At 43.0% G+C, this 23,155-nt stretch carries 19 protein-coding genes; 18 read left to right on the top strand and 1 reads right to left on the bottom strand.

Annotation, left to right across the window (positions count from 1 at the left end):
• Nucleotides 1–3: 3 nt before the first annotated feature.
• Nucleotides 4–918 carry a helix-turn-helix domain-containing protein gene (locus NSQ91_RS18905; RefSeq protein WP_076217819.1) on the bottom strand — a complete coding sequence of 305 codons (915 nt, stop codon included), beginning with the start codon at nucleotides 916–918 and terminating at the stop codon, nucleotides 4–6.
• A gap of 173 nt (nucleotides 919–1,091) precedes the next feature.
• Here NSQ91_RS18905 and NSQ91_RS18900 point away from each other — a divergent pair, with 173 nt between their 5' ends.
• The 18 genes from NSQ91_RS18900 to NSQ91_RS18815 all read left to right on the top strand — a co-directional run bounded on the left by NSQ91_RS18900 (nucleotide 1,092) and on the right by NSQ91_RS18815 (nucleotide 23,134).
• A complete protein-coding gene (locus tag NSQ91_RS18900) occupies nucleotides 1,092–3,203 on the top strand; it encodes a glycoside hydrolase family 52 protein (protein ID WP_076304484.1) in 2,112 nt (703 codons plus the stop codon).
• Between the two features lie 184 nt (nucleotides 3,204–3,387).
• Nucleotides 3,388–4,242, top strand: coding sequence for an AraC family transcriptional regulator (locus NSQ91_RS18895; RefSeq protein WP_076304449.1), 855 nt, complete (start codon nucleotides 3,388–3,390; stop codon nucleotides 4,240–4,242).
• 138 nt (nucleotides 4,243–4,380) lie between these two features.
• Nucleotides 4,381–5,268 (top strand): DUF6923 family protein, encoded by an 888-nt coding sequence (locus NSQ91_RS18890; RefSeq protein WP_076304448.1) that lies wholly within the window; start codon nucleotides 4,381–4,383, stop codon nucleotides 5,266–5,268.
• 33 nt (nucleotides 5,269–5,301) lie between these two features.
• Nucleotides 5,302–6,678, top strand: coding sequence for an ABC transporter substrate-binding protein (locus tag NSQ91_RS18885; RefSeq protein WP_076304447.1), 1,377 nt, complete (start codon nucleotides 5,302–5,304; stop codon nucleotides 6,676–6,678).
• A 104-nt stretch (nucleotides 6,679–6,782) separates the two neighbouring features.
• Nucleotides 6,783–7,673: a carbohydrate ABC transporter permease gene (locus NSQ91_RS18880; RefSeq protein ID WP_076304446.1), complete on the top strand. Its 891-nt coding sequence runs from the start codon at nucleotides 6,783–6,785 to the stop codon at nucleotides 7,671–7,673.
• A gap of 84 nt (nucleotides 7,674–7,757) precedes the next feature.
• Nucleotides 7,758–8,594, top strand: a complete 837-nt coding sequence (locus NSQ91_RS18875; RefSeq protein WP_076304483.1) for a carbohydrate ABC transporter permease — start codon at nucleotides 7,758–7,760, stop codon at nucleotides 8,592–8,594.
• 12 nt (nucleotides 8,595–8,606) lie between these two features.
• Complete coding sequence (locus NSQ91_RS18870; protein WP_076304445.1) at nucleotides 8,607–9,467, top strand: metallophosphoesterase family protein; 861 nt, start codon at nucleotides 8,607–8,609, stop codon at nucleotides 9,465–9,467.
• Entirely contained in the window at nucleotides 9,464–10,666 is a 1,203-nt protein-coding gene (locus tag NSQ91_RS18865) for a Gfo/Idh/MocA family protein (RefSeq protein WP_076190982.1), read from the top strand. Before NSQ91_RS18870 ends, NSQ91_RS18865 begins: the two co-directional genes overlap by 4 nt.
• 2 nt (nucleotides 10,667–10,668) lie before the next feature.
• A complete protein-coding gene (locus NSQ91_RS18860) occupies nucleotides 10,669–11,184 on the top strand; it encodes a GNAT family N-acetyltransferase (protein ID WP_256716521.1) in 516 nt (171 codons plus the stop codon).
• Nucleotides 11,185–11,370: 186 nt separating this feature from the next.
• Nucleotides 11,371–12,408 (top strand): ROK family transcriptional regulator, encoded by a 1,038-nt coding sequence (locus NSQ91_RS18855; RefSeq protein WP_076190984.1) that lies wholly within the window; start codon nucleotides 11,371–11,373, stop codon nucleotides 12,406–12,408.
• A gap of 10 nt (nucleotides 12,409–12,418) precedes the next feature.
• Nucleotides 12,419–13,621, top strand: a complete 1,203-nt coding sequence (locus tag NSQ91_RS18850; protein WP_076190985.1) for an MFS transporter — start codon at nucleotides 12,419–12,421, stop codon at nucleotides 13,619–13,621.
• Nucleotides 13,622–13,686: 65 nt separating this feature from the next.
• Nucleotides 13,687–14,778, top strand: a complete 1,092-nt coding sequence (locus NSQ91_RS18845) for a glycosyltransferase (RefSeq protein ID WP_076304444.1) — start codon at nucleotides 13,687–13,689, stop codon at nucleotides 14,776–14,778.
• A complete protein-coding gene (locus tag NSQ91_RS18840; protein ID WP_256716520.1) occupies nucleotides 14,778–15,155 on the top strand; it encodes a glycerol-3-phosphate acyltransferase in 378 nt (125 codons plus the stop codon). The genes NSQ91_RS18845 and NSQ91_RS18840 overlap by 1 nt, the downstream gene beginning before the upstream one ends.
• Before the next feature lie 468 nt (nucleotides 15,156–15,623).
• A complete protein-coding gene (locus NSQ91_RS18835) occupies nucleotides 15,624–17,855 on the top strand; it encodes an AraC family transcriptional regulator (protein ID WP_340919374.1) in 2,232 nt (743 codons plus the stop codon).
• A 195-nt stretch (nucleotides 17,856–18,050) separates the two neighbouring features.
• Nucleotides 18,051–19,025, top strand: coding sequence for an ABC transporter permease (locus NSQ91_RS18830; RefSeq protein ID WP_076129849.1), 975 nt, complete (start codon nucleotides 18,051–18,053; stop codon nucleotides 19,023–19,025).
• 30 nt (nucleotides 19,026–19,055) lie between these two features.
• A complete protein-coding gene (locus NSQ91_RS18825; RefSeq protein ID WP_076129850.1) occupies nucleotides 19,056–19,919 on the top strand; it encodes a carbohydrate ABC transporter permease in 864 nt (287 codons plus the stop codon).
• Between the two features lie 87 nt (nucleotides 19,920–20,006).
• The gene (locus NSQ91_RS18820) at nucleotides 20,007–21,593 is read left to right on the top strand and encodes an extracellular solute-binding protein (RefSeq protein WP_340919365.1); all 1,587 of its coding nucleotides are present in this window, start codon (nucleotides 20,007–20,009) and stop codon (nucleotides 21,591–21,593) included.
• A 104-nt stretch (nucleotides 21,594–21,697) separates the two neighbouring features.
• Nucleotides 21,698–23,134 carry a glycosyl hydrolase family 28 protein gene (locus NSQ91_RS18815; RefSeq protein WP_340919362.1) on the top strand — a complete coding sequence of 479 codons (1,437 nt, stop codon included), beginning with the start codon at nucleotides 21,698–21,700 and terminating at the stop codon, nucleotides 23,132–23,134.
• Nucleotides 23,135–23,155: the final 21 nt, after the last annotated feature.

Genomic DNA, 23,155 nt, shown 5'->3' with positions numbered 1-23,155 from the left:
TCACTAAAGCGTATTTGGATTCGCGGTTAAACGGCGGTAGCCCATTGGCGGGAGACCTGTCCAGCGTTTGAATTGCTTGCTGAAATGGGACACATCCCGGTATCCTAGCCGGTGGGCAACCGATTCGACAGATAGACTATTATCCATTAGCAGCAGTTTGGCGTGACGAATGATCAAGCGGGATAAATATTGTCTTGGCGACATGCCATAAATTTGGTGGAAAACACGATTGCAGTGAGTTGTACTGTATCCGAGTTTTGCCGCAATGTGCTCAATACCGCCGCCTCTTTCGCCTGTGCTTGCAGCAGAGGAGACAGATTCTTGCAGCAATCCTTCGATGGCGTTAGCTAAGGCGACGGTATTTTCCGTAGCTTCTGTATCTGCCAGGAGGGGCATCTCCGAAAGTACCCAGCCGCTGAGCGCGGTTAGAAGTTGCAGCGAAGCATGCAATGTAATCAGGCGATTTCTGTGTGTGTCCTTTGACTCTGACAGGATGGAAGAATTTATGATGACATCTAGAGCGGAACGAATGGCTCGCAGCTCCGGGGTATTCCCACTTAGACTAACAGCGTCTGCTGTTAGCAAAGCTCGCCGTAAAATCAGATCATCAATATCAAAATGTAGGCAGTAATAAGTCATGTCACGACTAGCATTCGAACCGAGGCTGCTATGTTCTACACCGGGACGAATGAACAAAATATCACCGCTTTGCTGGATAAAAGATTTATTGCCGACCGTCATATGTTGCTCACCCTGCAGTACAACGTTAATCTCAAACATAGGATGAGTGTGTACGGGATATTGCCAATCCGGATTTACTTTTCTCCAATGCGCGGCGAAGATATGGAAAGCCGCTTGGATGTCTGGAGACATCTGGCCATCAATAGAATTATGAAAAGCGGGATCATTCGAGATCATTTCAATCCTCTTTTACTGTAAAGTTTGGCTTCATTATAACATAGGTTTTTATCGATGTTTGATTTGCCCAAATAAAAGAAGGCTTTAACCCTGTTGTACTTCCGGAAAGATCGATAACATGGAGATATAGCCCGGAGGTATCCGGGACCATGCTGGAAGGAGTGTTATTATTTATGGCGCATAATCAATTTTTTAATGCCCATCATTCACCGATTGGTGCATTTGCGAGTTTCACTTTAGGATTCAAAGGAGCTAGTGGAGGTTTCGATCTGGAGATTGGAAAACCACCTAGACAAAATATATTCATAGGATTAGAACGTGCTGACGGAAAGGGATATGATACACTGCCATTTCATGAAATCGGGGGAGAGGACGAAAGTAAACGTTATGATATTGAGAATCCGGATCCTAATCCTGACAAGGAGAATATTCTGTTCCCTTTTCAAGAGCGTGAGATTTCCAGAGATTTTCATGTAGCCACAGACAGCTGGAGTGCGGGTGATTTGACCTTCCGGATTCTGTCCCCCGTTCGTTCTGTACCGGATCCAGAAACTGCCTCTATAGAAGAAATGAAGGATGTGCTGCTGCCTGCTGTGCTGGTTGAACTCGAAGTGGACAACTCCTCATCCGCAACCTCGCGCCGTGCATTCTTTGGTTTTCAGGGAACAGATGTGTATAGCGGAATGAGAAGACTGGATGATGTATCATCGGAGATTACAGGCGTTGGCCAAGGAAGATTTATTGCGATTGCTTCGGAAAAAGGAACTGCAAAATCCGCACTGCATTTCACGATGGAGGATATTCTAACGGAGGAGCTGCAGGAGAATTGGACCTTTGGACTGGGACGAGTCGGCGCTTTGATCATGGATGTTCCAGCCGGAGTAAAAGAAACTTACCGCTTTGCTATTTGTTTTCACCGTTCAGGTTATGTCACCTCAGGAATTGATGCTTCTTATTACTACAATCATTATTTCAACAATATAGAGGCAGTGGCTGAATATGCATTAGCTAGATTTGATATCCTTAAGCAAGAAGCGGAGCAAGCTAACGATAGATTTACTCATGATGACCTATCCGCAGATCAAACCTTTATGTTAGCGCATGCGATTCGTAGTTATTATGGCTCCACGCAATTGCTGGACTACAAGAATAAGCCATTTTGGATCGTCAACGAAGGCGAATACCGGATGATGAATACCTTTGATCTTACCGTCGATCAGTTATTTTATGAGCTGCGTTTGAATCCTTGGACTGTACGTAATGAACTAGATATGTTCGTGGAAAGATTCAGCTACGAAGATACGGTGCGTTTCCCGGGTGAGGATACAGAGTATCCAGGTGGAATTAGCTTCACACATGATATGGGTGTAGCCAACGTAGTTTCACGTCCGGGATATTCTGCTTATGAGGTCTATGGCATTGATGGTTGTTTCTCACATATGACACATGAACAATTGGTTAACTGGGTGCTGAGTGCAGCAACTTATGTAGAGCATACAGGCGACCGCGGCTGGATGGAACGTAATCTGAGTATTATGGAGAAATGCCTGGATAGCATGGTAAATCGCGATCATCCAGATCCTGAACAAAGAAATGGTGTCATGGGGCTTGATAGCTCACGTACGATGGGCGGAGCCGAAATTACTACGTATGACAGTCTGGATGTGTCTTTAGGTCAGGCTCGTAACAATATTTATCTGGCAGGAAAATGCTGGGCTGCTTACTTGGCTATGGAGAAAATATTTGCAGAGCATGGGCGTGCGGAACAGTCCAAAACAGCAGGGGATCAGGCTGAAAAATGCGCCGCAACAATGGTGGCAAGTGTTACAGCAGACGGATATATTCCGGCTGTCATTGGAGAAGGAAATGACTCCAAGATCATTCCAGCTATCGAAGGCCTTGTGTTCCCTTACTTTACAGGCTGCAAAGAAGCTCTTGATCGTAATGGACGGTTCGCCGCCTATATTGGCGCACTCGACAAGCATCTGCATGCGGTGTTACAGCCGGGAGTATGCTTATTCGAAGACGGAGGCTGGAAAATCTCTTCAACCAGCAATAATAGCTGGCTCAGTAAAATCTATCTCTCCCAATTCATCGCCCGCAGCATTCTGGGACTGGAATGGGAGGAACGGGGAGCGGCAGCGGATCGTGCTCACGTAGCTTGGCTCACCCATCCGGAGCTTTCCATCTGGAGCTGGAGCGATCAGATTATTTCCGGTGAGATCACGGGCAGTAAATATTATCCGCGTGGCGTTACAGCGATTTTGTGGTTGGATGAGAAATAAGAGTAGATAGTTTCAATAAGTAGAAACGGAATATGCAAAAATACTAAGAGGGGGCTACCCCTCTTTTTTGCTGTTTCGAAGTATACACCTTTCGAAGCTGAGAGGAAATTAATATAGCTTTTACAGCTCATTGACGCGGAGCGTATATAGGCTTGTTATATTGAGGGGAAAAGGGGGATGAAATATGAGAGAAATGGAAGAATCGTCCTTTACCACTACCCAGCCTGTTCTTGCAAGCGATACTTATGGTTGGGATAAGCTTCAGGTTTCACAATGGTATAGCCCGCAGCAAGCTTTCACCCCATCCTCGGAGTCAAAATATTTAATTGGGATTCACTGCACAGCCTACTACGAAAACTATTACACCATTCATATTAGCCCTTGTAATGAGAGCCTTCTTTGTCCTTGGGGCAGAACCTCGCTCTATTTTTTGAAAATTGAAATTACACCAGCGGTCATCGAAGAGATTGCTCGTGAATCAGGTTATCTGAAGGAAGGCCATATCCAATTGGACCGCAAATTTCATGTCAAGGATTCCAAGCTGCTGCAATTAGGGCTTTGGATGCTGGAGGAATTGCAGAATGGCGGTGCCAAAGGGAAAATATACAGCGACTCTTTATCAAATATGTTAATTATTCATTTGTTACAACACTATTCTTCTGTGATCCCCCAGCACTCAAACAGTAAAACGCCCGCCAACCAAGAGATATTTCAGGTCATTCAATTTATGCGTGAGCGGTTGGAAGATGAGATTCAACTGACTGATCTCGCAACCATGGCTAATATGAGCCAATCACATTTTATTCGGATTTTTAAACAACAGACAGGATATACCCCCCATAACTATTTAATCCGGCTGCGAATCGAACGTTCTAAATTTCTTATTCGTTCCGGGAAAATTGGGTTGAAGGAAATTGCGTCTCAGGTGGGTTTCGCTGATCAAGGACATTTTACTAGATTGTTCAAACGAGAAACCGGCCTAACCCCAAAGCTGTATGCGAATCAAAGCGCCTCCAAGCCTAATCATATGGTTTATTAATTTTATTCTTGTAAATGAGAGTTTTATTCAAGGAATGAAGTGTTTTGTTCAATTAGAGAGCTGCAGCCAGCTCCTATAATAAGGTTGAAGTAAGGCGTACAAATGCCGAACTACAACCTTATTAGGAGGAGAGAAAACATGAGATTAAAAAGATTATTCAGTCTGATTTGCGCGGGGGTACTTACGACCAGTTCTTTATCTTTAGTAGCATCTGCCACACCTGTCGGACCGGATAACCTAGTAAACACCGAGGTAGAGTCCAGCGCAGAGTCAACTTCAGCTTCAATGATCACTGCTGGATGGCATGAAGTATCCAAGCAAACCTTTTGGTTACTAGATGCTCTTGAAAGAGGACAAGGAGTGGCTACAGACGGGAATTCTTGGATCTTTAGTTCCTCGTACGGACTCTTGCGGACTGGACTTGATGGCAAATCCGTAAAAGCACGAAATGAATTGGCTATTCCTCTGGAGATTGCTTCCCAAGGTGGAGACCATATCGGTGATATTTCCTACTATAACGGTAAAATATACGCTCCTATTGAAGACGGCAAAAACTATCAGCATCCTTACATCGCCCTTTATGATGTGAACACTTTGAAATATACGGGCACATCCTATGCTTTGCCGCTGAATTTGCATATTGGCGGTGTACCATGGGTAGCGGTGGATGCCGCTCGCGGTCAGGTTTATACAGCTCAGTGGAGTAATGCAAGCGTCTTGAATGTCCTTAGCCTCGACGATATGCATGTAATCACAACCGTTCCACTTTCCCAAAGCATTGATCGAATTCAAGGTGCCGAAGTGTACAACGGTATTCTATATGCCTCTACGGATAACGCGACCCAAACGGTTTACCAGATTGATCCGGAGACTGGAAACGTATCTGTGGCCTTTGATCGCAATCTGCCTAGTGGTACAGAAGCTCAAGGAATTGCTGTATTGCCCACCGCTGATGGTGCCCAGCTTCATATTCTTGATGTAGGCTCAAATCGTATTAGTGTGAACTTTCGCCATTATGCATTCTAATTCAAATCCAAGCCAAAAAAGGGGCTAACAGAAATGCTAAAGCAATCCAAAACCATTTTAACGCTATTATCCATTTCCATGCTAGCAGTAGCGGGCTGCGGTCAAGCCAATAACAGTACAGTTGAAGCCAAAGCGAAAACTAATAACGCTCAGCCTACAGCAATCGCAGCAACTCCTGAATCCACAGAGACTCCAGCTACTAAGCCGGTGGAGATTACCTTTTATTATCCGGTTAATGTGGGGGGGCCTCTTACTAAAGTAATCGATGGGATGGCTAATGCATTCATGGAACAGCACCCGGAAATTAAGGTTAATCCCGTGTACACAGGCAATTACGGTGATAATACCGTAAAAATCCAAGCGGGTGTACAAGCCAAACAGCCACCGGATGTCGCGGTCATGATGTCAACAGAGCTATACAGCATGCTCGATATGAATGCGATTGTTCCGCTGGATGATTATATTGCGAAGGACAAGGACATTCAAATGGAAGACTTTTATCCCGCCTTTGTGGAGGATACTCAGTCTGAAGGTAAAACGTACAGCCTGCCCTTTCAGCGAAGTACGATTGTTATGTATTACAACAAAGAAATGTTCAAAGCCGCAGGACTTGATCCAGAGAAGCCACCCACTACATGGGATGAGCTTGTAACTTATGCTGAGAAGCTGAACAAAGACGGTCACGTTGGGCTGGAAATTCCGGGCAATGATGATTCATATTGGATGTTTCAAATGCTTGCTCGGCAAAATGCTTCTGATCCGAAGCAAAACATAATGTCTTCTGATGGCAAAAAAGCGATGTTTGATACACCGGAGAATGTGGAGGCATTGCAGTTCTGGTTGGATTTGTCCCATAAATATAAGGCGATGCCGGAAGGTGTTATTGATTGGGCTACGGTTCCAACGGATTTCATTCAAGGTAAAGCAGCCATGATGATGCACACAAGTGGCAATTTAACCAATGTAAAAAATAATGCGAAATTCGAATTCGGTGTAGCGTTCCCACCTGCACAAAAACAATTTGGATCACCCACTGGTGGCGGCAATCTGTATATTTTCAAGGACAGCTCTCCTGAAAAACAAGCTGCAGCTTGGGAATTCGCCAAATACATGACGGCTTCGGAACAGGCGGCCCTCTTCAGCAGCTCATCCGGTTATGTTGGCGTAAGAAAATCCGCTTATGATACAGATGCAATGAAGAAATATACGGCGGATTTCCCGCAAGCATTGGTTGCAAGAGACCAGCTGGAATATGCGTTCCGGGAATTATCCACTCATAATCATGGTAAAGTATCGACGGCAATAACGAATCAGATTCAAGCGGCATTGGCAGGAGAGATTGATGCCGCAGGTGCGCTCAAAAAAGCGCAAGCAGAAGCAGATCAGGCACTAGCTCCCTTCAATAAGTAATTATTAAGGTATGGGGTACGCCAGGACAGCCTTGGTAGCATGTTCTGGCGTCATTCCATTATTCAATAATCGTAGAAACCTTTAACAGGGAAGGATTGAATGGTATGAATGCCGGATGGAGTGAGAGGCTTAGACGAAACGGATTCGGCTGGGGACTTGTGTTGCCTTCGCTGCTTTTTCTTTGCTTGTTTACTTATTATCCTATGTTTAAATCGCTTTGGCTCAGCTTTTATGAGAAAAACTTAGCAACTCCTGAGCCTTTGTTCATAGGATTTGAGAATTACGCTAATCTATTGCATGACCATGTTTTTTTGAAGGTGTTCAGTAACAATATATGGTTCGCTCTTGGCACAGTACCAACCTCAATAGTTTTGGCTTTCTTGATGGCACTATTTGCCGACAAGGCGATAAAAGGGCGGGGACTGGCACGTCTTTCCTTTTTCTATCCGAATATGATCCCAATGATCGCGGTGGCGAACATTTGGTTGTTTCTGTATACCCCTCATTTTGGGCTTTTCGCCAGACTGGCTTTTTGGATCGCAGATCAGCCTGTGAATTTGCTGGGAACACCTGATACGGTGATGGGCGCATTAGTCATCATGATGATTTGGAAAGAAGCCGGATATTTTATGATTTTTTATTTAGCAGGAATGCAGCAGATTCCTAAGGATTTATATGAAGCAGCTGCAGTTAGCGGAGTTGGTACGTTCACCTCCATCCGTAGAATTACAATTCCACTCACGATGCCAACAACATTGTTCGTGGTTGTTGTGGCGATAACGAATTCCTTTAAGCTGGTTGACCATCTCTGGATCATGACAAAAGGCGGCCCGAACAATGCAAGCAACCTGCTGCTTTATTATATCTACGAGTCCACTTTTAATTTCTACGATCAAGGAATGGCCGCATCAATGACGGTGGTCATGATCGTGTTGCTGCTCCTGATTTCCTCTTTGCAGTTTTTTGGCTGGGATCGGAAAATTCATTATGAATAGGAGGTGGAATCCGTGGAGGATAATCCATTAAAGTTTCCCTTAGTATTAAGGCAGAATACACGTAAAGCTTTAGAAGAGGAGCGTATGTTGAACTCAGAAAAAACGAAGCGCCGAATCCAGCAGATACTGTGGCATGCGGTTGGATTTACTTTTGCCGCGGTCTGGATCATTCCCTTCCTATGGGTGGTCAGAACGGCTTTTTTACCCAAAGACGTCGCTATCGATTCGGGCTGGTCTTGGGGCTTTACGTTTGAGAATTTGATTCATGTCTGGAATGGAGCGCCTTTTGGACGATTTTTAATGAATACATTGCTGGTGTGCAGTGTTGTGCTAGCTGTGCAACTCGTTACGATGACGATGGCTGCTTATGCGTTCGCGCGGGTACGTTTCTTCGGAAAAGAGCTGCTATTCCTGTTATTTTTAGTGCAAATTATGGTGCCGCCGGATGTTCTTATCTTTTCCAACTATCAGGTGTTGAACGAAATGGGTCTGCTGGATACCAAGCTGGGGATTATGCTGCCTTACTTTGCCTCCTCCTTTGGAGTGTTTCTCTTAAGACAATCCTTTAAGCAATTACCCTATGAGCTCGATGAAGCTGCCCGGGTGGAAGGCGCCTCACGGCTGCATATTCTTTCCAGAATCTATGTCCCACTGTCACGCCCGATTTATGTGTCCTTTGCCATCGTGTCGGTCAGCTTTCATTGGAATGATTTCTTGTGGCCGTTAATTGTAACCAATTCAAAGGAAAATCGCTTGTTAACTGTAGGATTGGCGATGTTCGCAAAAGCCACGGAATCAGGCGCACAGTGGTCTGATGTCTGTGCGGCTACGCTGATTGTCTCGGCACCCTTAATGATTGGATTTTTATTGTTCCAACGGCAAGTGATAGGTAGTTTTATGAGCTCTGGCATTAAAGGTTAGGAGGAGGCATTTATGAGGCTGGTGATTATCGGAGACTTACATTATCCGGACGAATTGTTAAACAACAAGGTTTTGATTAAAGAGGCACGAGATGCTTTTTACGAGCAATTTATGAATCTATTTTTGTCTATCCCAGCCGATTATCATATTTCTGTGGGAGATATGGTGCATGCAGGAGAATTTAGCGAATTTAATTATATCATGGGTAAGATTAAGGACAGCAAGCATTCCAGGCGTTTTCTACATGTTCTTGGCAATCATGATACGTACACTTATCCTAAGCAAGAAATCCTTTCCGTCACCCGGCAGCAGCGATACAGTGTGATTGAAGAGACCCATGCGATCATTATATTGCTGGATACCGCACGGGAAAATCGTGACGATTGGAGCGGAACGCTTGATGATGAACAGTTAGCCTGGCTCGAAGCACAAATGAAGCGGACTACAGATAAGCCACTATTCGTCTTTGGCCATCATCCCTTGTATAATACGACGGCTAGATCAACTGAGCCAATGATGTCACTGGATCCCAGCTTGGATATTTGGCCGATATTGAAGCAATGGCAAGGTGTGGGTTTCTATTTCAACGGGCATAATCATGTGCATTCTATCGTTAGACAAGAAAACTGGCATTTCATTCAAACGGCCTCCATTCTGGATATTCCTGCTGCTCGAATTCTCACTGTGCTTGAAGATGAGATTCGGTTAGAGATGGTGAGTCTGGCGAGCGAGCAATTAAGTAAATGGTCTTCATTATTTACCCTCAGCATTTTTGATTATGAAAAATATCCGCAGGCTGAAGGGAAGGCGAGAGATCAGGAACTAATCATCAATCGACTTCAAAGGGACAGAAAGCAGGTGGACCAACAATGAATCGCCAGCCAGTAAGATTAGCCATAGTAGGCGGGAATCGCGGGGCCAGTTTTATGAATGCACTATACTCTCTATCGGATCGGATACATCTGACCGCTACTTGTGACTTGAATGAGTGGGTTCTTAATCAATGGAAAGAGAAATTTCCGGACATCCGAACCTATCGGGATTATCATGAAATGTTAAAAGATTCGGCAATTGATGCGGTGTTTATCTTAAGCCCCATGCATTTGCATGCCAGACAATCTATTGATGCTTTAAAAGCGGGTAAGCATGTCCTAAGCGAAGTGATTTCGATCCAATCTTTAGAGGAAGCTTGGGAGCTTATCGAAACTGTTGAACAAACTGGACTTAAATATATGATGTCTGAAAATTACTGCTTCTCGCGCTCCAATCTGACGATTAAACATATGGCGGATCAAGGCATGTTCGGTGAAATTACTTATCTGGAAGGCGGATACATCCATGATTTGCGTCACTTGACTCATCATCCGGATGGATCTCTGACTTGGCGGGGGCAATTACATCAGCAGTATAACGGGATCAATTATCCGACGCATTCTATAGGTCCAGTTGCCCAATGGATTAATCTCAATAAGCCTGATGGAGATCGATTAAAAAGCATCTCGACTTTTGTTTCAAAATCAAGATCCTTACAATATTATTTTGGAGAGCATTATGGAAAAGATCATCCGGCAGCGCGTGAAGGTTTCTGGCGGCAAGGCGACAGTGCGGTTGCGGTCATCCAAACGGAAAAGGGTGTACTGATTGAGCTGCGTGTAGATTGGAGCTCTGTACGACCACATAATAAAACTCATTATTTGCTGCAAGGAACTGAAGGGGCGTATATTACGGGCCGCCATCAGCAAGAGGAAGATTTGATCTGGTTCAGGAATCTTTCGCCCAAAAATATAGCGGATGGAGAGGAATTGTGGGAGCCGTTAAGCAGCTATCAGCCACTTTATGATCATCCAACATGGAAAAAATGGGGCGAATACGCTGCTGGGACGAAACATGGCGGAGGTGATTTTATGGTGCTTGAGGAATTCATTTCCGCGATTCAGGAGGATCGCACCCCTTCGGTGGACGTATATGATGCCGTTACTTGGAGCTCTGTGTTTACATTATCTATGGAATCTGTAGAGATGGGTGGGAAAGTTATAGCTTTTCCTGATTTTAGATCGAAGGTGAGAATTTGACGGTGGAACAGGCGCTTTCCAAACTTGTAATGAAAAAAGAAATGCTGTCCGACTTGCCTGCTTTTCATTGCCCCGCTGGGTATCGGCTTACGTCCTTCCAGCCGGAGGACGAACGAAATTGGGAGGATCTTATCCGTCATTCTTTTACGAGAGAAGTTAAATTCGTAGATAAAATCAGTGATCATGTACCCTTGTATTCGGATCGCTTGTTGTTCATTTGCCGCGGGGATCAGCCTGTAGCGACAGCTACGGCCTGGGAATTAGGCAGTGGAGACCCTAAGAGTTGGTACTTGCATATGGTTGGAGTGCTTCCGGAATATTCTGGCAAAGGCCTCGGTTATGCTGTAAGTCTTGCTGGTTTGCACAAAATAAGAGAATCAGGTGGAGCGGCAACCTCTTTAGAAACCGATGATTTCAGATTGCCCGCCATCCGTATTTATTTGAAATTAGGATTTCAGCCGGTGTACTTAGACGATAGTCATCCTGGAAGGTGGGAACGAATCCTGCAAAGGCTTTGATTTTGATAATGATAAATGCGAGGGATTAGGGGGGCTATACGCCTCCTTATTTCATTCCTGCACCTACTGAAGGAGCTTGATTCAATAATTAACTTGTCGTTAGATCGTATTGCTGCTATAGTCATACTGACTTATTAAACGCGTTTAATAAGTCAGTATGACTATAGGTGAGAGGATGGGAGAGCCATGGCGAGTGAGAAACGACTTCCTTCACAGCAAATGAAATCTGAAATTATCCGAAATATTCGAACAGCATTATTAGAACTAGGAAAAGCAACGAAGGCAGAGTTAAGCCATAAATTGCAATACAGTTTCCCAACGATAAGCAAATTTCTAATGCAGATGGAAGAGGCAGGGGAAATAACGGTCAGCGGTCTGGATGAGTCAAGTGGGGGAAGAAGGGCAATAAGATACACCTATAATCCGAATTATCGGTTAGGGATGGCTGTTTTTTTGGAAAAAAATGAAACCAATTATACCATCTATAATTGCATTGGTGAGGTAATCAAAGAAGGGAGTTTGCCCAGTATTCTTGAGGAAGATGTTAGTAAACTGGTCATGCTTATTGAAGATGAAAAAAAGGCCAATCCTAAAATCCAATCTGTGGCTATTGGAGTTCCAGGTGCGGTGAATCATGGGCAGATTTTTCTGATTCCGGGTTATGAGAAATATCAGAATTTAGATTTGAAAAGACACATAGAAGATCAACTATCTATTCCGACAATCGTGGAAAATGATATGAATGCCGCTGTAATCGGCTATATGACGCAACGAAATTTGAAAGAGAATATATCTCTAATGTATCTGTATTTAGGGAAAAATGGTCCGGGGGCTGGGATCGCGGTCAATGGTGAAATCGTGCGAGGAAAGACGTTTTTTTCAGGAGAAGTTCAATTTTTGCCACAGTATGATCATAAAAATTTCATAGAGGCATTAACTGGAGATCCTGGTGGATCAAATATGCAATCGAATCATAGTGTGGATGCGATTAGTCGATTAGTGGCTACTATGACTTCTATTTTGAATCCGCATTATATTATTTTTTGTGAGGATGAATTAGCTCCAGCCATGCTTAATCAAATCTATGAACGGAGTGCAACATACGTTCCGAAGGAGCATCTTCCAGCGTTAGCGGTAAGTAACTTGAAACGTGATTATCTGAATGGATTACAAAGTCTTGGATTAGGCTTATTAGTTTCACAACAAATAGATGAGAACAATTAAGGAGATAACTATGGCAACTTTTTTTCTTATTATTATTTATTTAGCATTTATTAGTTTAGGCTTGCCGGATTCATTGCTTGGCTCCGCTTGGCCAGTGATGAGAATGGACTTAAATGCTTCATTAGGTACTGCTGGAATTCTTTCGATGGTTATTGCAGTAGGGACAATTGTGTCCAGTTTAATGAGTGGTGTTATCCTTAAACGTTTTGGTACAGGGAAAGTAACTCTTATTAGCTGTATCATGACTGCTGTAGCGTTGCTTGGTTTTGCAGGGTCACCTTCGTTAGTCTGGTTAATTATTGCTGCAATTCCACTTGGTTTAGGTGCGGGATCTGTAGATGCCGGATTAAATAGTTATGTGGCTACGCATTATAAAGCCCATCATATGAGTTGGTTACACTGTTTCTGGGGAGTGGGCGCCACGCTGGGTCCTATTATTATGGGCTCTTTTATCTCTGGAGAAGGTCTATGGCGGCAAGGTTATCTTACGGTTGCTTACATACAATTGAGCTTAGTCATTATTTTATTCGTTACACTGCCTTTATGGGATAGAGTGGCTGGGAGCAATAACCACCCGAATGCTGAAAGTGATCCTGAGTTCAATCATCCGGAGCTAGAGTATGCCGCAGAGAACACAAAACCATGGAAATTAAGAGGGGTAAAGCTAGCAATGTTAACCTTTTTATTTTATTCTGCCATCGAAACGAGTATGGGCTTATGGGGGAGCAGCTTTCTTGTAAACATTAAAGACATTCCTGCATCAACTGCAGCGACATGGGTATCATTTTTTTATCTAGGGATTACCTTTGGTAGAATGGTGACGGGTTTCATTACTTTTAAAATGAGTAATAAACAGCTAATTCGATATGGCCAGCTCATTGCTTTAATCGGTACGGTGCTGTTAGTATTGCCGCTTCCAACTATAGTTTCACTTGTAGGATTTATGATTATAGGTTTAGGGTTAGCTCCTATTTTTCCGTGTATGCTACATGAAACCCCTGTACGATTCGGGAAGAAACATGCTCAGTCGATTATGGGCTTCCAGATGGCAACAGCTTATACCGGCACAACGCTGATGCCGCCTTTTATCGGCTTATTAGCTTCGAAATTCACGCTGGGTATTTTTCCTGCGATGATCGTTTTTTTCGCCATCGTTATGCTCTTGTGTACAGAAAAGCTTAATCAATACTCAGCAAAAGTAAATGTCGGTTAAATTTGAATTGAATATATTACGGACTAACCCTTCATATATATAGCTATAGGAGGGGGGAGCTGTAAATGTGGTTGTTAATTATTATAGGTGTTGGATGTCTCTCCGGTTTTATATTGTTTAGAAAGAATATATTGGCCGCCCATCCCGAACATTTTCAAGGACCGGAGAAATTGTCCATCATCATCCCCGCAAGAAATGAAGAATACAATTTGCGTTTTCTGCTCGACTCACTCCAGCTCCAAACCATTGCCCCCTATGAAATTATTGTTGTGGATGATTTCTCGGAGGATCGGACCAAGAAAATTGCCGAAAGCTATGGAGTTAAGGTTATTGCCAACAGCAGTCTCCCTGAGGGATGGACGGGCAAGAGCTGGGCAATCTGGAATGGGTATTTACAAGCTTCGGGCGATATTTTTGCTTTTCTGGATGCAGATATCCGGTTAAAGCCTAACGCTCTGGCCTCATTATTAAAAGCAAGGGAGCTATCGAAAGGTGTCATTTCGGTAGTTCCTTTTCATCATACAGAAAAGCTGTTTGAGAAACTTGCCTTAATCATGAATATGCTGGGGATCTTCACATTCACCTCTGTTTTTGAAAAGAATAACGCTAAAAAAGGATTATACGGTTCGTGTATTCTAGCTTTAAGGCAGGATTATGAAAAAGTTAATGGCCATCAAAGCATTAGATCTGAAGTGCTGGATGATTTGTCTTTAGGAGAGAAGTTTATCGCTGCAGGTGTTCCCATTAGAAATTTTATCGGTTATGGCTTAGTATCTTTTCGTATGTATCCGAAGGGGATAAAAAGTGAGATTGAAGGCTTCAGTAAAGGGGCTGTCTTAAGCACCTCAACGATAAGTCCGCGGACAATTATTCCAATCGCGCTTTGGGTGATCGGACTCATCATCTCAGAAACTGTGTTTATTTTTGCGAATACTACCTGGTTTATGCCTTTATTGATCGGTTATCTCCTTTATATGTTCCAGCTCTTTTATTTTATAAAATATGTAGGTGTATTTGGCATCGTTATTCCTGTATTTCACGTGGTGGCAACTGTTTTCTTTATCTTGATCATGCTGTATTCGATTTATCAGGTTGTTTTTCTGAGGCATGTAAGCTGGAAAGGAAGGCAGATCCAGGTGGGAGGCCCTAGGGACTAATGATCATATTGTGGGTCGCGGGTTTATTTTTGTCGGGATCTCTTATGTTTTCCTATTGGCTTGGTCTTGCGCGTAAAAAGAACTTGAAAGACATTGGCGACGGTAATCCGGGGGCTTTGAATCTATGGAAGTCATCTGGCTATAAATTCGGAATTTTTGGGGTGTTGTTGGATTTTTTAAAAGGATATTTGCCTCTTTTATGGGTAATGGAAAGTCATTATAGTCAGGGTTATTTCATTATTCCGCTAGCCTTAGCTCCTATTGCCGGTCATGCCTTCTCTCCATTTCTTAAAGGAAAAGGAGGGAAGGCGATCGCCGTAACCTTTGGGGTATGGAGCGCGTTGACAGGATTCAAGGCCTCTTTAGCATTAGATTAGCAGTTATCCTGGCAGTGTTGAAAGTGCTCGGCAGCGGGTACAAAAGCAGAGGGAATTCACCTGTCTCGGATGGTGTGCAAGTGGTTAGCGGAATGCTGCTCCTTTTTGTTTATTTGTGCATCAGTAAGTGGTCTGCTCCTATCCTGTGGGTATGGTTTGGGAGCTTTGTGATCCTTATGTATACGCACAGGTTAGAATGGATTGCATGGGTGAAGGAATATTCAAAAAGGGAGCGGGGGCATTGAAGTTACTTTCTTTGTCGCGATAGATGTTTTGTATAGGTTAATAAACAGGTTTCCAGCGATTAATTTCGGGGAAGCCTGTTTTTTTCGGTTTTATAAGATGCGTTATCTTTAAACAGAAGATTTTATAATGGCTAAAGTTGGTGCATTTTAGTATCTTTAATTATAAATGCTTTCAATTTAGAAAGTTACAGAGATAGGGTTATGAACTAAAGGGGGGCTTGTGATGAAGATCGGCGGCAGAGTAAGAAATGGAGGCACATGGTTTACCCATCTGATTTTTTCATTCACATTATTAGCCGTTGTTTTAATCGGACTTGTGGGCAGTTATCTGTATGTTCAGGCTAATCGCTTAATGGTGGATGAGATTGCCAGAGACAGTAAGCAACGACTGATGACTTCAAGTGATTTTGTGGAGAATACGCTGCTGCAAAAATACGAAAACAGTATCCGCAACCGAGCAGTGTCTACCTTGTCGTTAGAAAATCAGTCTATGCTGAATTATTTACTGGACAGTGAATGGGAAGGCAATACGAGCAGAATATTAGCTTTTCGCAAGGATCTCGAAATTTTCAAGCTTACTAATGAAGGCGTTTACAAAATATCCACATACTTCGAGAAAGGAAATTATATCATCGATAACAGCCAATTTTATTCGAAGCTGGACAATTCTCCAGATGCTTCCTTCTTGAAAACTTCAGTGACACCAGCCTTAAACCGCTGGACATACAGAACGTTATCGGATGAAGAAGAGGTGTTGACTTACGCAATCGCCCTTCCCTATGGTGCTTTATCAAAAACATCAACAGGCACCATGTACATTGACGTTAGCTTAGAATACATCAATAAAATGATTTCCAGCACGATGAGCTCGCCGATGGAAAAGCTATATGCTTTTGATGAAAAGGGCAGCCCTATTATCCATACGGGCTCGAACGTCGAAGAGGGGCTTAAGACTGCTAAGCAATGGATGAAGTCAGCGGGGAATAATAAGGAAATTCATTATAATAAACGCGACAAATATGTGTTGTCTTTTAAAAATGACCAAACCTCGAATAATCAATGGAAATACGTATTAATACGGCCTATGAATTCATTTGTATCCTCATCAAAGCAGCTGAAGAGCCAAATATTTGTCAGCTGTATCCTGGTATTGTTAATTGGGCTTCTATTCGCTTATTTGATTTCCAAACGTGTATATGTTCCGATGAAGAAGCTTGTTAACAATGTTCGCAGCTTTTATCATCCAGGCACCGTAAACTATTCGCAAAATGAATTCGCTATTATTGGTAGTACAATCTCAAAGCTAGGTCAAAAAATCGAAACCTTAGAATCTAAAGCTAAAGTGAATGAACTAAAAAATCTGGTATTAGGTGCAGGCGTTGGCTCGGATTACTACGATTATTTACCTTTGCAATGTCATTACATGACTAGCTATATTCGTATAACTAAGGGAGATTGCGAGGAATTCAGGGCTTTTTATGAACAGCATGCTGCCTATAGCTTTTATAAATTCGTCAGCTTAAATACCCAGGAAGCGGCGCTTATCTATTTCAGTGAGTTGAATAAGGATCACGAAGAGCTGGAGCTTTTATTATTGAAGGAACTGGAGCTTATAAAAAATGTGTTGCCTGAGCAACTACACTTTGGAGCAGCGCTTGGATCGAAGGTTCAGGCACCTGAAGAAATCCCCTTTTCGTATCAAAATGCCTTACATGCCTATCGATATCGGTTTATCTATGGTTCGGAAGCTATTGCGCGGTATTCACATATCCCGCTTAACGATGTTACGCCACACTTATTCTCTTTTGATCTTTATAAAAACGCCTTAAAGGCGGGCAATGACGTTACGATGAACAGGTTTATGGACGATTTCCAAAGGGTCATGGAGAAAGGTGATGTCCAATTGGAGACGGTTGAGTTAGGCCTGCTTCAGTTGGTTACGGTCCTGTATCAGACCATTATTGAGCTTGATCTGCAACAAATCGTTTCGCCTTCCAGTCTGTTCGATGAGTTCAAAAAGGAGACGTTGTCCGAAACCCTTGATTCCATTCGTGATTTATCGGTACAAATTACAGCTTATATTCAAGAGTCAGGAAACCACGCACATACAGAGATCATTCATAAATTAAAAATCTTTATCGATGATAATATTCAAGAGGATTTATCGCTAAATAAATTATCTGAGGTTGCTTCGTTGGCGCCATCGTATATTTCTACCTTGTTCGGAACCGTTATGAATGAATCGTTCACTGAATATGTAACCCGAGTGCGGTTGGAGAAGGCGGCTGATTTATTAAGAGAAAAAAAGCAGCTGTCCGTGGCTGAGATTTCTGCTCAGGTGGGTTATCGTAACCCGCAATATTTTCACAACAAATTCAAAACACGTTACGGAGTTACACCGGTCCAGTATAGGAACGCAGGCAATGCAAACCATTCGAACCATTCAAGTGCATAATTCTCCAATCCATGTGGAAAAGGCAATCGTCTCGCGATTGTCTTTTCTTTTGTTCGAAAAATTATAGCCCCAATACGAAGATAATTTACTGATTTTAATGAATTTACAATAGAAAAAGCGCTTACAATGCCCTAACGTAAGGGGTGTTCAGACACAGTCTTAACGCAAAATCGTATTCGGAAGGAGAAAACAACTATGAACCCGGCAAGCACTGCTGGCATTCAAAAACAGGGAGAGAATCTTAAGCCGAAAGTCTCGAGGTGGACACATACTTGGCGCCAATACAAAAAAAACAAATATTTATTCTTATTACTAGCTCCCGTGATCATCTGGTATACCGTATTTGCTTATGGCCCGATGTATGGCATTCAACTGGCCTTTAAAGATTATTTTATTCGTGATGGAATTTGGGGAAGTCCTTGGGTCGGCTTAAAGCATTTCGAATACTTGTTCACAGCTTCACCCGACTTTTGGAAAATCATTAAGAACACGCTTATTATCAGTTTTTACCATATTATTTTTGGTTTTCCTGCACCGATCATATTGGCGCTGTTATTTAATGAACTTAGGTTTTCCTTCTTCAAGAAGGTTGCACAGACGATATCCTATTTACCCCATTTCTTATCCTGGATCGTTATAGGGGGGATATTGATCACTTTGTTATCTCCGAATTCCGGTGTGGTCAATTATATTATTCAGTGGCTCGGCTTTGATCCCATTTACTTTTTAGGCAGCGAGAAATATTTCCGCTTTACGCTCGTTATGTCAGGAATATGGAAGGAAATCGGCTGGGGAACGATTATATACTTAGCTGCATTAGCAAGCATCGATTCCCAAATGTATGAAGCTGCAGTTCTGGACGGAGCCAATCGCTGGAAACAAACGTTATTTATCACCATTCCTTCGATCCTGCCGGTGATTGCTATTCTGCTTATTCTTCGGGTAGGGAGTGTGCTGGATGCTGGCTTCGATCAAGTCTTAACACTTTATTCACCAGCTGTATATGGGGTGGCGGATACGTTAGATACTTATGTGTACCGGATAGGTCTGCAAAACTTTCAGTTCAGTCTAACGACGGCTGTTGGATTATTTAAAAATGTGGTGGGTCTTATCCTGGTGTTATTTGCTAACTTCATAACGAAAAAAATGGGGCAGGAAGGTCTTTATTAATGAATGAATGTAAGGAAGGAGTAACTACAATTGAAGCTATCCACTGGTGAAAAAGTATTCCAAGTCTTTCTAATCCTATTTGTAATCATTCTTTGTATTACGATGATTTATCCCTTCTTGCATGTGCTCTCTATATCGTTTAGCACCCCTGCGGAAGCACTACGGCCGGGAATTCATTTCTATCCCAAAGAAGTTTCCTTCTTTGCTTGGAAGCGTGTACTGACAACAGATACGGTCTGGCAAACGATGGGGAATACGGTTTTCCGCACAGTTGTAGGAACAGTTCTGACACTCGTGTTTCTGTCACTGGGAGCATATCCGCTATCTCGTAAATATTTGCCGCACCGGGGATTTTATACAATGTTCATTGTCGTAACGATGTTTTTTGGCGGCGGGCTTATCCCTACCTATCTGCTAATCAAAAGTCTGGGACTTATAAATTCGTTATGGGTTTATATTGTCCCCGGCCTGCTCAGCACGTTTAATCTTCTGCTCCTGCGAAATTTCTTTATGGGTATACCGGAGGAACTGGAGGATTCAGCTAAAATAGATGGGGCTAATGATATGCGGATCTTATTTACGATTGTTATTCCGCTGTCGAAGCCTGTTCTAGCAACATTAGCCCTTTGGACTGCAGTAGGGCACTGGAACGCTTGGTTTGATGCAATGTTGTATATGCAGGATCAATCAAAGATTGTACTGCAGCTTTTCTTAAGACGGCTTGTTATTTCAGCCGAAGGAGATCCGATGTTACCACTTCCTACCAATGAGCAGGCTCCTGAAATGGTCAAAGCGGCTATTATTATGTTTACAGCGCTGCCTATATTAATGATCTATCCATTCCTGCAACGTTTCTTCGTCAAAGGAATTATGGTTGGATCACTTAAGGGTTAGAAGGCTTAGAACGGTTTAAACAGTCCGCTATATCCGCGGGCTGTCTAAATATATAGATGAACAAAAAAAGGGAGGAAATAAAAGAATATGAGGCATACATCCAAGAAATGGCTGGAAATTGCTGCGATAGCCCTATCGGCTTCACTTGTCATGAGTGGTTGCGGCGGGAATGCGGCGAATAATAGCACTAACGAAGCGAAGGCGACGAATCAAGGTCAAGGGGGGGCATCAGTAGCTGAAGCTCCGATTGAAATTATTTGGGCGAACAACTTTAATACGCCAGAAGAAGACGGTAACTATGTGCAAACCGAGCTCGAGAAGAAATTTAATGTAAAAATCAAAAATATTAAATTGGAACGTGGAACTTGGAAAGAACAATTTTCAGTGCTTCTAGCTTCTGGAGATATTCCTGATATCTTCCCGGTCGATGCAAACGAAACGGATATGGTGCAATGGGCAGATCAAGGGATTATTGCGACGATTGATAAGGCTGAAATTGAATCCCTGATGCCGAAATATGCAGCAGCATTGGATTCTGTTGATTCCGGGGCATGGGGCGTAGGCTTATACAACGAAAAAAACTGGGGGATCCCGAAAATTTGGCCAGGTGGTCTTGATGGATTTATTCCGGGCTATAATGAAGCCTGGCTGAAAAATATTGGCTACTCAGAACCTCCAAAGACCCTGGAAGAGCTTGAGGATGTACTCACCAAATTTGTTAATGAAGATCCGGACAAAAATGGGAAGAAGGATACTTACGGCTTAATCGGCCGCGGCAAGCTTCCAGAGCAATTGTTCACAAGTGTATTCTCAGCATTTGCTGTTTCCCCTTATCAGTTCAAGAAGGATGCTTCCGGGAACGTAGTTTATGGAGGCATTACAGAAGAGACGCGATCAGCATTGGCGTTATTGAGCAAATGGTACAAAGCAGGTCTGATTGATCCTGAATTCATAACTAGTGATAATAACGAAATCAATATTAAATTTGCTGACCAAAAAGTGGGTATGGTGGATAACGGGAAGTGGGGCAATTTTTATAAAGAATCTGGGTTTGTCGCAAAACCTGGTCTAGAGAAAGGTCAAATATTCGTGCCTGGCAAGCCATTTACAGCTCCAGATGGCGTTGCTTATTCTTTCGCGTATGGTGCAAGACAGGCGCCAGTATTGTTCGGTGTTCAACTCGAAAAGGATGAGAAGAAACGTCATAAGATTATGGAAATTCTCGAATATGTGTCTACGGATTCCGAAGGTTTTCTGCTGGCAGGTTTCGGTCAATTGGGTGTGAGCTATGATATGGAAGGGGACCTTGCCATTCCAAAAGCGGATGAAGAGGTTAGTGCTCCGAAGATGGGAGCGGGCAATTTCTATAATCCACTTAGCTCCACAGACACTTCAATGGAAAAACATACGGTAAAACAAGAATTGCTAGATTTGAGAGACAAGATCACTCCAGGTGTTACACCATTGCTAGATGTACTGGGACCAGCCGTATTAACAAGCAAACCCAAGTATTGGGGCAATCTGAAGACGTTGCAAGATACGTTTGTTATCAAAGCAATTACAGGAGAAGCGAACACGGGTAAAGATTTTGATAATTTCAAGGATAGCTGGCTAAAGGCCGGAGGCCAGGAAGTAACGGATGAGGTAAATAAAGTGCTGGCAGATCGTAAATAGCAGGGTTCGCTGATTAGTACTGGATGATAGGCTGGAGCAAAAGCTTGCTCCAGCCTATTTATTAAACCCTTAAGTGAGTTGATTCTAAGATAACGGAGGTAGAAATGAGCGAATTAATTATTTATGAGCAGCCGAATGAAGCCCTGAGGAAAGACGATTTTACAGTGAGTGTACGAGAGCCTGGTGGGGTATGGCAAGCACTGTTTGTTTTTGAAGCAAAGGTGGATATGCATCAGGTTCGATCGACATCGATGGTTTATTTTGATATGGAAGGCACGGTGGAGGTCTCTGTTCATTGTAATAACCGGCAGATTGAACAAGCGGTTATTCGCCCTTTGGCAACCCATATTCCCTTTCAAATCGAAGAGAATACCCTTTTGTTCACATTGGAGCACCCGTGTAAGCTTTCCATTGAAATCAATGGAGAACGTTTTAGTAACTTGCATCTTTTTGCCAACCCCTTGGAGACAGCCCCACCTAAACTTGACGATGATAATGTAGTGCTTGTCCAACCAGGAATACATCAATTTGCGGCTATCGCAGAACAAGTTCAGCATTTGTCAGAAAGGGCTAATGGGGAGCGTCAGACGATATATTTTATGCCCGGGCTTCATCAATTCGAGAATCCAATGCTGCATATCCCTTCTGGGACCACAGTTTATATTGCCGGAGGCGCGATCCTTTGCGGATCCATAATGATTGACCATGCTGAGAATGTTGTTGTTCGCGGCAGAGGTGTTCTGTATTTAGCGGATATGGAGAAAACCACTTATTTAAGAGGCGTTCAAATCCAGCATTCTGAACAGATTGAGATCGAAGGGATCATCACGCTTGATCCTCCGCATTACAGTATATATATCGGAGCGTCTAAGCATATCCGCATTCATAACTTCAAAGCTTTCAGTACACGCGGCTGGTGTGATGGAATTGATATGATGGCTAGCTCAAATGTGGATATTAAAGATGTGTTCTTGAGAACTTCTGATGATTGCATTGCCATTTACGGCAGCCGTGGAGAGTATTATGGAGACTCACGCCATATCACGGTTAAAGATTCCATACTCTGGGCGGACGTTGCTCATGCCATGCATGTCGGTATTCATGGTGATCACCAACATAATGGCGATTTTATAGAAAATATTTGGTTTGAAAATATCGATGTGCTTGAGCATCACGAGCCGCAGGAAAATTATTGGGGGGTTATGGCAATCTGTGCAGGGGACAACAATACCGTTCGTAAGGTTACTTTCAAAAATATCCGGGTGGAGGATTTTGAACTGGGGCAGCTGTTTGATGTCCGCGTGGTGTGGAATAAAACCTATAATCCGGTGCCAGGACGATGTATCGAAAATATAGAGTTTAGCGATATCACCTACAATGGGAAGAATATCAATCCTTCCCGGATATTCGGCTATGACGAGGAAAGAGGTGTGAAGGATATTTATTTTTATAATCTTCAGATTAATGGAGAGGTTATTGTCGACCTGAATAACAAACATTTTGTAGTGAATGAATTTGCCAGCGGTATTTATTTGCATTAAATCAGAGGATGTAAATGAATG

This window comes from Paenibacillus sp. FSL R7-0048, assembly GCF_038004505.1.
In the GTDB taxonomy this organism is placed as follows: domain Bacteria; phylum Bacillota; class Bacilli; order Paenibacillales; family Paenibacillaceae; genus Paenibacillus_AQ; species Paenibacillus_AQ odorifer.
The sequence above is the reverse complement of the archived record's forward strand: the minus strand, read 5'-3'. Positions and strand labels throughout refer to the sequence as shown.